Raw genomic sequence first — 11,842 nt, forward strand, 5'->3', positions numbered from 1 at the left:
CTTACGCGAAGACTTCGGCATCGGCAAGCAGCCTGCCCGCCGCATCCTTCGCCGCAAGCAGCGGCTCGAAATCGATCGGCCATTCGATCCCGATCGCCGGATCGTTCCACACGATGCTCCGCTCGAATTCGGGATACCAGTAATCGGTCGTCTTGTAGAGGAACTGCGCAGCCTCCGACAGCACGATGAAGCCGTGCGCGAAACCGGGCGGCACCCACAACTGCCGATGGTTGTCGCTCGACAGCACGACGCCCACCCATTTGCCGAAATTCGGCGAGCTCTTGCGGATGTCGACCGCGACATCGAACACTTCGCCTTCGACCACGCGCACGAGCTTGCCCTGCGCATGCTGGATCTGATAGTGCAGCCCGCGCAGCACGCCCCTCGCCGAGCGCGAATGATTGTCCTGGACGAACTCGACGCCCGCCTCCACCTGCTCGGCGAATTCCCGCGCGTTGAAGCTTTCGAAGAAGAAGCCCCGCGCGTCGCCGAACACCTTCGGCTCGATGATCTTGACTTCAGGCAGCGCCGTCGGCGTTACTTGGATGGCCATGCGACTTGATCCGTGAGAATGTGTTTCAGATATTGTCCGTAGCCGTTCTTCGCGAGCGGCTGCGCGAGCTTCAGCACCTGCTCCGCGTCGATCCACTGCCGGCGGTACGCGATCTCCTCGGGACACGCGACGACGAGCCCCTGGCGCTTTTGCAGCGTCGCGATGAACGTCGCCGCTTCGATCAGCGAATCGTGCGTGCCCGTATCGAGCCACGCATAACCGCGCCCCATGATTTCGACGTTGAGCGCGCCCGCGGCGAGATAGCGGGAATTCACGTCGGTGATCTCCAGCTCGCCGCGCGCGGACGGCTTGATGTCCGCCGCGATGTCGCACACCTGGTCGTCGTAGAAGTACAGCCCCGTCACCGCGTAGTTCGAACGCGGCTTCGCGGGCTTCTCCTCGATCGACAGCGCGCGGAAATCGCGGTCGAACTCGACGACGCCGTAGCGCTCCGGATCGTGCACGTGGTAGGCGAACACCGTCGCGCCCGATTCCTGCTCCGACGCCCGGTCGAGCTGCTTCGCGAGATCGTGGCCGTAGAAGATGTTGTCGCCGAGAATCAGCGTCGACGGATCGCGGCCGACGAATTCGCGGCCGATGATGAACGCCTGCGCGAGCCCGTCCGGCGACGGCTGCACCGCATAGCGGATGTTCATCCCCCACTGGCTGCCGTCGCCCAGCATCGCCTCGAAGCGAGGCGTGTCCTGCGGCGTCGAGATGATCAGCACGTCGCGGATGCCCGCCACCATCAGCGTCGACAGCGGGTAATAGATCATCGGCTTGTCGTAGACCGGCAGAAGCTGCTTCGACACGGCGTGCGTGATCGGATACAGCCGCGTGCCGGAACCGCCGGCGAGAATAATGCCCTTGCGTGCCATCGATTCAACCTTTACGCGCGTTGCGCGTAGTTCGTTTCGACCCACTTGCGGTAATCGCCCGACACCACCTCGTCGACCCATTCCTGGTTGTCGAGGTACCAGCGCACGGTCTTCGCGAGGCCCGTCTCGAACGTCTCGGCCGGCTTCCAGGCGAGCTCGCGCTCGAGCTTGCGCGCGTCGATCGCATAGCGGCGATCGTGGCCCGGGCGATCGGTCACGTACGTGATCTGATCGCGGTACGACCCCGCGGCTTTCGGCCGCGCTTCGTCGAGCAGATCGCACAGCGTGTACACGACGTCCAGGTTCTTCTTCTCGTTCCAGCCGCCGACGTTGTACGTCTCGCCCGGCACGCCGCGCGCGAGCACTTCGCGAATCGCGCTGCAGTGATCGCCGACATAGAGCCAGTCGCGCACGTTCTGGCCGTCGCCGTAGACGGGCAGCGGCTTGCCGCCGAGCGCGTTCGCGATCATCAGCGGAATCAGCTTCTCGGGAAACTGATACGGACCGTAATTGTTCGAGCAGTTCGTCGTGAGCGTCGGCAACCCGTACGTGTGATGGTACGCGCGCACGAGATGATCGGAGCCCGCCTTCGTCGCCGAGTACGGGCTGTTCGGCGCGTAAGGCGTGGTTTCGGAGAACTGCGGATCGGTCGCGGACAGCGAGCCGAACACTTCGTCCGTCGACACGTGCAGGAAACGGAACGCGGCCTTCGCATCGGCGTCGAGCGCGCTCCAGTACTGGCGCGCGGCCTCGAGCAGCGTGAAGGTGCCGACCACGTTCGTCTGCACGAAATCGGCCGGGCCGTGAATCGATCGATCGACGTGGCTCTCCGCCGCGAAGTGCACGATGGCCCGCGGCTTGTGCTGCGCCAACAGAGCGTCGATTGCAGCGCGATCGCAGATGTCGACGCGCGCGAATACGTGCTTCGGATTCCCCTGCAACGACTTCAACGTGCCGAGGTTGCCCGCGTACGTCAGCTTGTCGACGTTCAGCACCGCTTCGCCGGATTGTGCCAGCCAGTCAAGCACGAAGTTGGCGCCGATGAAACCGGCGCCGCCCGTTACCAAGATCATGGGATTCCTTTGCTGAAATTGGGAGTCGGTCAAACAACCGGCGTGATGTCAGCATGGCCGGCATGTTCGGGAGAATGCCGTTGGTCGCTCGAGTGTCACCGCCGGTTGCGGCCGCGAGGCTCGATCGAACCATGCGCCCAAGTCGGCAGCACACAGCTACTGCCCCACAAGGCCGCAATTATACGGGCAAGGAAGTGAAAAAACATCCCTCTAACATCTTGAAACAGCTCGGGAAGTGTGCTTGCAACTCGATATTTTCGAGAACGTTTCTACCGCAGCGGCCAATGCCGGATCGCATTTTTTCTGCCACCGATCCGCCCGGATCGATGGGGTTTCTTGTGATACCGTGAACCCGGTTTGGTCTCGAATGCAAAGGAATGACATCTATCTCCAGCGGCCCGCCGATCGCCTTCGGCGACCTCCAAGGTTGCCACGACGCCTATCGGCGGCTCCTCGACAAGCTCTCCCCGGCGGCCGGCACGCCGCTCTGGTTCGCAGGCGACCTCGTCAACCGGGGCCCCGCGTCGCTCGCGACGCTGCGCGAGATCGCCGCGCTCGGCGAGCGCGCGGTCGCGGTGCTCGGCAATCACGATCTGCACCTGCTCGCGGTCGCGGCCGGCATCCGCACGCTGAAGCCGGGCGACACGATCGGCGAGATCCTCGACGCCCCCGACGCCGACGATCTGATCGAATGGGTGCGCCACCGGCCGTTCGCGCATTTCGAGCGCGGCATGCTGATGGTGCATGCCGGCGTGCTGCCGCAATGGGACGCGACGCTCGCGCTCGAGCTCGCCGACGAACTGCAGCGCGCGCTGCGCGCGCCGAACTGGCACGACACGCTGCGCAACCTGTACGGCAACGACCCCAATTGCTGGAGCCCGAACCTGAAGAGGACGGATCGGTTGCGAGTCGCGTTCAACGCGTTCACGCGCATTCGCTTCTGCACGCCCGCAGGCGCGATGGAATTCAGGGCGAACGGCGGCCCGGCGGCCGCGCCCGCCGGCTATCTGCCGTGGTTCGACGCGCCCGGGCGAAAGAGCGCGGACGTCACGGTCGTCTTCGGCCACTGGGCCGCATTGGGACTGATGCTGCGCGACAACCTGGTCGCGCTGGATTCGGGATGCGTATGGGGCAATCGGCTGTCGGCCGTGCGGCTCGCGCACGAGCCGGCCGAGCGCGCGGTTACGCAGGTCGCGTGCGAACGCTGCGGGGCGGCGGACGAATAACCAACCGTCTCGGCAAGCCCGACCGTGCGGGAATGCGGCCGGCGGGCGCCGCCGCCTCCCGCCGGTCGATGCCTCATTGCGCCTACCCCTCGCGGCGCGGCATCGCGTCGACGCTTACCTCCGGCTCGGCCTCGCCCTCGGATTCGCCGGCCGGCTCGGCGGGCGTCGGATGCGCGGCGGCGGCAAGCCGCGCGAGATCCGCATCGAGCGGCCGCTCGACGTCTCGCTGCATCCGTGCAAGCGCATCGGCGATCGCCGCGCGCGCGCGCGCGGCCATTTCTCGCCGGTCGCCCGTCGCGGCGATTGGCTCGCACACGTAGAGATGCGCGGTGAGCGGCCCGCCGCTCAGCACCATGTCGAGCGACCTGGCAAGCGACAGATCGCCGACGTATGCCGGCGCAACCGACTGGCGCCCGCGCCCGTCTTCATACATCAGGCAGATCGGCTGCACCGCGCAGCCGGCCGACACCACCGCCTGAAACAGGTTCGAATGGAACGGCAGCAGCCCGAGGCCGTCGGACGTCGTGCCTTCCGGAAACACGCACATCAGCTCGCCCTTGTCGAGGCGCTCGGCAAGCTCGTGCATGATCCGCTTCGCCTCGCTGCGTTTCTCGCGCTGGATGAACACGGTTCCGAGGCGCTCGGCGAGCCAGCCGACGACGGGCCACGCGCGCACCTCCGCCTTCGACACGAACGGCGTCGGCCGCCACGCGTTGATCACGTAGATGTCGAGCCACGACACGTGATTGCCGACGACGAGCGCGCGCTCGTCGAGCCGCGCCGCGTCGTTGTGCACGACGAGCCGCATTCCGCAAAGCTGCAGCATCTTCACGGTCCAGCGCCGCGTGATGTCCAGGCGGCGCGCGGGCGTCACGCGCTCGAAGAACAATGCGACGACCGCCATCCCGCGCAGCAGATGCAGGACGAGGCGCGTCTTGCGTAGGGCTCTCATGATGGGGCTCGCGTCAGCGGCGCTCGAACGCGACCTGGCCGCCGACGAGCGTCGCGCACACGCGCGCGGGCAGCTCGTAGCCGAGGAACGGCGTGTTGTGGCCCTGGCTCTTCAGCGCGCGGGGCTCGACGCGCCAGTGCGCATTGGGATCGAACACGCACAGGTCGGCGAGTGCGCCTTCTTCGACGCGCCCCGCGGGCAGCTTCAGCACGCCGGCGGGCGCCGAGCTGATCTTCGCGAGCGCGCGCGCCATCGGCACGCCGGCTTCCCGCGCCCATTTGACGGTCAGCGACAGCAGCAGCTCGAGGCCCGTCGCGCCCGGCGTCGCCTCGGCGAACGGCAGCAGCTTCTCGTCGTCGTCGACGGGCGTATGGTCCGAGCAGATCGCGTCGATCGTGCCATCGGCGAGCGCGGCGCGAATCGCTTCGCGGTCGCGCTCGGTGCGCAGCGGCGGATCGAGGCGGAACTGCGCGTCGAAGTAGCCGATGTCGACGTCGATCAGATGCAGGTGGTTCGCGGCGACGTCGCAGGTCACGGGCAGGCCCTCGGCCTTCGCCGCGCGCACGAGCGCGACGCCCGCCGCCGACGACAGCCGCGCGACGTGCACGCGCGCCCCCGTCACGCGCATCAGCTCGAAGAGCGTGTGCAGCGCGATCGTCTCGGCCGCGACCGGCACGCCCGACAGGCCGAGCCGCGACGCGACAGGCCCGCTCGCCGCGACGCCGCCCTTCGCGAGGAACGCGTCGACGGGCCGCAGCCACACGGCGTAGCCGTAGGTGCTCGCATACTGCAGCGCGCGCAGCAGCACCTGCGTATCGGCGACGGGCGCATCCGCCTGCGTGAAGCCGATGCAGCCCGCTTCGGTCAGCTCGACCATCTCGGTGATGGTCTGCCCTTTCAGGCCGACCGTCAGCGCGCCGAGCGGATACACGTGCGCCTGGTGCAGGTTGCGCGCGCGGAACTTCAACATCTCGACGAGGCCCGGCTCGTCGAGCACGGGATCGGTGTCGGGCGGGCACACGAGGCTCGTCACGCCGCCCGCGACCGCCGCGGCCATTTCGGATTCGAGCGTCGCCTTGTGCTCGTAGCCCGGCTCGCGCAGCCGCGCCGACAAATCGACGAAGCCCGGCGCGACGATCTTCCCGGCCGCGTCAATCGTCTTCGCCGCGTTGAAATCGGCGGGGGCCGCGCCGATCGCGGCCACCTTGCCGGCCGCGACGAACACGTCGGCCTGCCGCTCTATGCCGGCCGCCGGATCGATGAGCGTGCCGCCTTTGATATGAATCTTCATGCGCTGTCTGTTGATGCGTTGAATGCGTTGATTTCGTCGGGTCCGGCACGCGGCGCGGGGCGCCCGCGGCGCCTGGACGGCGCGATGCGTCAGTCGTTCCGTCAGTCGTTCGTGCCCGCGACTATCCCCATCACGGCCATCCGCACCGCGATGCCGAACGTCACCTGGTTCAGGATCACCGATTGCGGACCGTCGGCCACCTGCGAGTCGATCTCGACGCCGCGGTTCATCGGCCCCGGGTGCATCACGATCGCGTCGGGCGCGGCGAGCGCGAGGCGCTCGGGCGTCAGGCCCCAGCTCTTGAAATATTCCTGCGCGGACGGCAGCAGCGCGCCGCTCATCCGCTCGTTCTGCAAACGCAGCATGATGATCACGTCGACGTCCTTCAGGCCTTCGTCGAGGTTGTGGAACACGCGCACGCCCATCTGCTCGAGCCCGCCCGGCAGCAGCGTGCGCGGGCCGATCGCGCGCACTTCCGGCACGCCGAGCGTCGTGAGCGCATGGATGTCCGAGCGCGCGACGCGCGAATGCAGGATGTCGCCGACGATCGCGACGCGCAGCTTCGTGAAATCGCGCTTGTAGTGGCGGATCGTGTACATGTCGAGGAGGCCCTGCGTCGGGTGCGCATGGCGGCCGTCGCCCGCGTTGATCACGTGCACGTGCGGCGCGCAGTGCTCGGCGATCAGGTACGGCGCGCCGCTCGACGCGTGGCGCACGACGAACAGGTCGGCGTGCATCGCCGACAGGTTGTTGATCGTGTCGAGCAGCGATTCGCCCTTGCTCGTCGACGACGCGTTGATGTTCAGGTTGATCACGTCGGCGGACAGCCGCTTCGCGGCGATCTCGAACGTGGTGCGCGTGCGCGTCGAATTCTCGAAGAACAGGTTGAACACCGACTTGCCGCGCAGGAGCGGCACCTTCTTCACTTCGCGGTCGGTCACGCTGACGAACTGCTCGGCGGTGTCGAGGATCTGGTTGACGATCGCGCGGGGCAGCCCCTCGATCGTCAGCAGATGCTTGAGCTCGCCGTTCTTCGTGAGCTGCGGGTTGCCCTTCAGGAAGCCGTAGCGAAAGCGCTCGGCGGGCGCGGCCGCGGCGGGGTTGCCGGTGCGGCCGGTGGTGTCGGTCGTCATGATGTGCGTGATTCCAACGTGTTGCCAAACGGCGCCCGGATGCGCGATGCGCGCGGGCGGCCGGAATGCGTGTGGCGCGCGTCAGCCGGCGCGCGCCTCGGTGCGAAGCGTGAATTGTCCCGCGTCGGTGCGCTCGAGCACGAGCGTCGCGTCGGCGTCCACGGCGAGCGTGCCCCCGGCGAAACGCGCCGCAATCGGCAGCTCGCGCCCGCCGCGATCGGCGAGCACCGCGAGCTCGACGGCGGCGGGCCGCCCGTAGTCGTACAGCTCGTTGAGCGCCGCGCGCACCGTGCGCCCGGTGTACAGCACGTCGTCGACGAGGACGATGCGCCGCCCTTCGACCTCGAACGGCAATGACGTCGGGCTCGCCTGGCTGTGCAGCCCCTTCTTCGCGTAATCGTCGCGATGCAGCGCGACGTTGACGACGCCGAAACCCGGCGCGGCAAGATCGCGCGCGAGGCGCTCGGCGAGCCATGCGCCGCCGCTGTAGATGCCGGCGAGCACGGGCCCGCCCGCTTCGGCGAACGCGGCTTCGCCATAGGCGCCGCGAATCTGGTCGAGCAGGACGCGGTAAAGCGCCTCGGCGTCAATTGAACTCATGATGATCGGGCAGTTCGTCGAGGTATTGTTGGAGGATGACACGGGCGGCCTCGGCGTCGACGCGATCCGCGCCGGCGCCGCGCGCGCGCAGGCCCGCACGCGCTTCGACCGACGAATAGCGCTCGTCGACCCAGCTCACCGGCAGGTTGAAGCGGCCGTTCAACTGATTGCCGAAGCGCAATGCCCGCTGCGTCATCTCGTGCGGCGCGCCGTCCGGATGCAGCGGCAAGCCGACGACGAGCGCGTCCGGCTTCCATTGCGCGATCAGCTCGCCGACCGCCTTGAAGCGGTGCTCGCGGTTCAGATTGGGAACGATGACGAGCGCGCGGGCCGTGCGCGTCAGCGCATTGCCGACCGCCACACCGATGCGTTTTTCGCCGTAGTCGAACGCCAGGAGCGTCGCGTCGCGCGCAAGCGCCGCGCTCATGCGTGCCCTGCCTCGCCGGAAAGCATCGACGGGCTCACGCCGAGCAACCCGAGCGCCGCTTCGAAGCGCTCCTCGGCGGGCGTGTCGAACACGATCCGCGGATCGGCCGCGACCGTGAGCCAGCCGTTCTTCGAAATCTCTTCTTCGAGCTGTCCCGCGCCCCAGCCGGCATGGCCGAGCGTCAGCAGGAAACGCTTCGGGCCCGTGCCCGTCGCGACCGCCTCGAGCACGTCCTTCGACGTCGTCATCTCGAGCCCGCCTTCGACCGTCATCGACGAGTTGTACGCGCTGCCCGCGACCGGCTCGTGCAGCACGAAGCCGCGCTCGGTCTGCACCGGGCCGCCGAAGTAGACGGGGATATGCAGGAGGGGCTCGATCTCGAGCTTCAGGTCGATGCGGTTGAACAGCGACTCGAGATCGATGTCGGTCGGGCGATTGATGACGAGGCCGAGCGCACCGCGCTCGCTGTGATCGCAAAGATAGACCACCGTTCCTGAAAACGTCGGGTCCGCCATGTTCGGCATGGCGATCAGGAACTGGTTGGTAAGGTTGATGCGATCGGAACTCTTTGACATGGTTTGAATTTTAGCAAAGACCTCGCGGCGCGACGGACGCCGCGTATCGCGGCCTCGTACGCCGCGCGGGTCGACACGACATATCACTCACTCTATCACGCGTTCGCGGCCAATCGGCATGCGCGCCGCGCGTGATTGCGCCACATCGGCCGAAAGCAAGAAGCCAGCCGAGCAGTTCACTCGCCGCCCGTCCCGTCATGCGTTCCGGGCCGCGCCCGACAATGCGCCCGCGAGCGCCGCGCACGCGTCCGTCAAGTCGGGCGGCGCGATGCCCGCCGCGATCCTGTGCAACGCGGCGCGCAGCGCTTCCGCGGCCTGCCGGCACGCCGCCGCGCCGGCCTCGTCCGTCGCGCCGAGATGCGCGCGGCGGCGCCACGCGAGCCCGAGCGCATCGGCGAGCAGCGCCGTGTGCCCGAGCCCGAGCGCACACGCGGCAGAGCCGACACGATACGCAGCCTCCGCCGCCTGCCATGCGGCGCCCGCGTCGGCCGCGCGCGGATCGAGCGCCAGTTCGGCCATCGACGCATCGGCCGTCTGCAGAAAATCTTCATATGCATGGCCGTTGACGGTGACGACACCGAGCTCTCGCGTCGGCGCGGCGCGCACCGCTTCGGCCTCGGCGCGCGCGGCGCCCGCCTCCCACAACGCCTCGGACGCCTGCGTAGCCGCGACGTGCCACGCGACGGTCAGCCCGTAGTCATGCAACAGCTCGACGTCGCTCACGTCCTCGGCCGCCGCGCCGTAAAGCGCATAGTCGCGCCAGAAAAGCGCGAGCGCCTCCCGGACAAGTGCGGCCGGCGCGATCCGCAAGCCGCGTGCCTGCTCGCCGAGCAGCAGATTGCAGCGCGCGAGAAAGCGCTTGAGTTCGACGCCGCCGTGCACGCGCAGCACCCGCACGCACGCGCCGGCGAGTCGCCAAAAGTCGTACGGAAACGGGCCAGCCAGTTCGGCCGTGCATTCGGCGAGCCCGTCGAGCGCCGTGTCGGTCGCCGCCTCGGACGCGCGCAACGCGCCGAGAAGCGCCTGCTCGTAGCGCGCGCGCAGGTGCGCAAGCGCATGCGGCGACAGCGCATACAGCGTCGCGGGCGGCACCGCCCGGCCGGCGAGCGCGAGCGCGTCGCGCGGCGTATCCGCGCGCAAGTCGCTCGCGGCCTGCGCGCACAGCGCGCCGTAATGCTCGAACAGCAGCGGCGAGCACGCGAGCTCACGCAGATTGTGCCGCTCGAGCGCGGCGCGGAAATCCCGCAACGCGGACTCGAACGCGATCGGCTGAACTTCGGTCGCCGCAAGCGGCGCGGCATGCGCAAGCGCGACGGTGAAGCGCTGCGCGGCGAGCCAGCCCGCCTCGTGCAGCGCCGCGGAAGCGACGGCAAGCGGCTCGGCCGGATCGGCTCGCCGCTCGAACGCCTGTTGCGCGGCGCGCAGCGCCGCCTCGGCCGTGGGGACGGCGCCGCCCCGCGGATTGGGCAAGGCGTCGAGGATCGGAACCGTTGCGATTTCAGAAATGATGGCCACGAGCGTCAGCACCTGAAACGAAGCCGCGCCGCAAGCGGCGCCTCAACCCGTCGATGCCGCCGCGCCGACGCCGCCGGCTCGCTCGATCGCGAACCGGCGGCGCGAGACGGTCAGATCTGGACCATCTCGAAATCTTCCTTGCGCGCGCCGCACTCGGGGCATGTCCAGTTGATGGGAACGTCTTCCCAGCGTGTGCCTGGGGCAATGCCCTCCTCCGGCAACCCAGCTTCTTCGTCGTAAATCCAGCCGCAGATCAGGCACATCCAGCTTTTATATTCCATCTTAAGCCGCGTAAAGGAAAGTCCGTTGATTTGAAGAGCCATGATGGTACCGTGTCGGCGCCGGACTGCCTAGCAATCGGCCTCTAGACACGTTTGCTCGCTGCGACGCGATAAAAAAACGCTTCGAACGAACGGAATCCGCCGCATAATTGACTGCGCGGGCGCACCTGGCTGGTGCATCCGCCAACCGGCTTCATCGTTTCCTCTTTCCATTTCCATGTCCAGCAACACCCCTCCGATCGTCCTCACTTTCGGCCTGTCCGATCCGACGGGCGGCTCCGGCCTGCAAGCCGACCTGATGACCCTCGCGAGCATGGGCTGCCACGGCGTGTCCGTGCTGACGGGCTACACCGTGCGCGACTCCGCCGCCTGCGACGAAGTCACCGGACTCGATCCCGACACCGTCGCCGCCCAGGCTCGCATGCTGCTCGAAGACATGCCCGTTGCCGCGTTCAAGATCGGCGCGGCGACGCGGGCGGAAGTCGTGAGCGCGATCGCGGAAGTGGTCGCCGATTACGACGGCGTGCCGCTCGTCCTCGCACCGGACTTCACGCTCGACGACGAGCATGTGCTAGCCGCCGACGACCTGCGCGAATCGATCGCCGATCTGCTCGCGCCGCAAACGACGCTCCTCGTCGCCGATCAAGCGACGCTCATCGCGCTCGCGCAGCCGGACGGCGACGCCGAAGCGCCGAATCTCGACGCCGCGCTGTCGCATCTGCTCAGCCAGGGCTGCGAATACATCCTGGCGACCGAGACCGGCTCCCACCGGCTCGTCAATTCGCTGTACAGCGAGGAAGGCCAGATCCGGCAGGATTTGTGGGAGCGCACGCCGCATCGGCTGATGGGCATCACCGACACGCTCGGCGCGGCGATCGCGGCGCTGCTCGCGAACGGCCAGGAGCCGCCGGAGGCGGTGCGCGAGGCGCAGGAGTATCTCTATCAGGCGGCGCGCGACGCGTTTCGGCCCGGGATGGGCGCGTACCTGCCGGATCGCTTCTTCTGGGCGCGCAGCAATGAGGACGAATCGCCCGCGCCGACCGGGGTCGGCAAGCGCGCGAACTGAAGTGGCGATGCCCGGGCGCGGCATTGGCGGCACCCGGGAGATCCGGACGGTGCCGGCGAGCGGCGGGGGCTTTTAGCTTCTGGCTTCGCCTCCCCCAGCTTCGGAGCTCGAACCCCGGATCGTTGGCGCCAGCCCTCGGACTTCGGACCTCAAACTCCGCCACCGTCGCCCGATACCGTCGCCCGATACCGTCGCCCGATACCGTCGCCCGATACCGTCGCCCGATACCGTCGCCCGATACCGTCGCCCGATACCGTCGCCCGATACCGTCG

General features: G+C 68.0%; 13 protein-coding genes. 2 read left to right on the forward strand and 11 right to left on the reverse strand.

Features of this window, described 5'->3' with window-relative positions:
- Position 1: 1 nt before the first annotated feature.
- The 3 genes from rfbC to rfbB are packed head-to-tail and all read right to left on the reverse strand — an operon-like array spanning position 2 to position 2,504.
- Positions 2–553: a dTDP-4-dehydrorhamnose 3,5-epimerase gene (gene rfbC / locus X946_RS23845; RefSeq protein WP_038752927.1), complete on the reverse strand. Its 552-nt coding sequence runs from the start codon at positions 551–553 to the stop codon at positions 2–4.
- Complete coding sequence (rfbA, locus tag X946_RS23850; RefSeq protein WP_038752929.1) at positions 538–1,431, reverse strand: glucose-1-phosphate thymidylyltransferase RfbA; 894 nt, start codon at positions 1,429–1,431, stop codon at positions 538–540. The genes rfbC and rfbA overlap by 16 nt, the downstream gene beginning before the upstream one ends.
- An 11-nt stretch (positions 1,432–1,442) precedes the next feature.
- A complete protein-coding gene (gene rfbB / locus X946_RS23855; protein WP_038752931.1) occupies positions 1,443–2,504 on the reverse strand; it encodes a dTDP-glucose 4,6-dehydratase in 1,062 nt (353 codons plus the stop codon).
- A 377-nt stretch (positions 2,505–2,881) separates the two neighbouring features.
- Between rfbB and X946_RS23860 the strand changes: the two genes are divergently transcribed.
- Complete coding sequence (locus tag X946_RS23860; RefSeq protein WP_038752933.1) at positions 2,882–3,730, forward strand: symmetrical bis(5'-nucleosyl)-tetraphosphatase; 849 nt, start codon at positions 2,882–2,884, stop codon at positions 3,728–3,730.
- A gap of 82 nt (positions 3,731–3,812) precedes the next feature.
- Here the strand turns inward: X946_RS23860 and X946_RS23865 are convergent, their stop codons facing one another.
- From X946_RS23865 to X946_RS23900, 8 genes are all read right to left on the reverse strand, one after another.
- Complete coding sequence (locus tag X946_RS23865) at positions 3,813–4,682, reverse strand: lysophospholipid acyltransferase family protein (protein WP_038752935.1); 870 nt, start codon at positions 4,680–4,682, stop codon at positions 3,813–3,815.
- A 13-nt stretch (positions 4,683–4,695) separates the two neighbouring features.
- Entirely contained in the window at positions 4,696–5,973 is a 1,278-nt protein-coding gene (locus X946_RS23870) for a dihydroorotase (protein ID WP_038752936.1), read from the reverse strand.
- A 101-nt stretch (positions 5,974–6,074) separates the two neighbouring features.
- Positions 6,075–7,106: an aspartate carbamoyltransferase catalytic subunit gene (locus X946_RS23875; protein WP_038752938.1), complete on the reverse strand. Its 1,032-nt coding sequence runs from the start codon at positions 7,104–7,106 to the stop codon at positions 6,075–6,077.
- Positions 7,107–7,187: 81 nt separating this feature from the next.
- The gene (pyrR, locus tag X946_RS23880) at positions 7,188–7,706 is read right to left on the reverse strand and encodes a bifunctional pyr operon transcriptional regulator/uracil phosphoribosyltransferase PyrR (RefSeq protein ID WP_038752940.1); all 519 of its coding nucleotides are present in this window, start codon (positions 7,704–7,706) and stop codon (positions 7,188–7,190) included.
- Positions 7,693–8,133, reverse strand: a complete 441-nt coding sequence (gene ruvX, locus X946_RS23885) for a Holliday junction resolvase RuvX (RefSeq protein WP_038752943.1) — start codon at positions 8,131–8,133, stop codon at positions 7,693–7,695. The genes pyrR and ruvX overlap by 14 nt, the downstream gene beginning before the upstream one ends.
- On the reverse strand, positions 8,130–8,708 hold the full coding sequence (locus tag X946_RS23890; RefSeq protein ID WP_038752945.1) for a YqgE/AlgH family protein: 579 nt from the start codon (positions 8,706–8,708) through the stop codon (positions 8,130–8,132). Before X946_RS23890 ends, ruvX begins: the two co-directional genes overlap by 4 nt.
- Before the next feature lie 195 nt (positions 8,709–8,903).
- Positions 8,904–10,214, reverse strand: coding sequence for a hypothetical protein (locus X946_RS23895; protein ID WP_226377229.1), 1,311 nt, complete (start codon positions 10,212–10,214; stop codon positions 8,904–8,906).
- A 119-nt stretch (positions 10,215–10,333) separates the two neighbouring features.
- The gene (locus X946_RS23900) at positions 10,334–10,504 is read right to left on the reverse strand and encodes a rubredoxin (protein WP_004186709.1); all 171 of its coding nucleotides are present in this window, start codon (positions 10,502–10,504) and stop codon (positions 10,334–10,336) included.
- Positions 10,505–10,721: 217 nt separating this feature from the next.
- Here X946_RS23900 and X946_RS23905 point away from each other — a divergent pair, with 217 nt between their 5' ends.
- Entirely contained in the window at positions 10,722–11,570 is an 849-nt protein-coding gene (locus X946_RS23905; RefSeq protein ID WP_038752949.1) for a hydroxymethylpyrimidine/phosphomethylpyrimidine kinase, read from the forward strand.
- Positions 11,571–11,842: the final 272 nt, after the last annotated feature.

The sequence above is a fragment of the Burkholderia sp. ABCPW 111 genome (assembly GCF_000773065.1).
GTDB classification, from domain to species: domain Bacteria; phylum Pseudomonadota; class Gammaproteobacteria; order Burkholderiales; family Burkholderiaceae; genus Burkholderia; species Burkholderia savannae.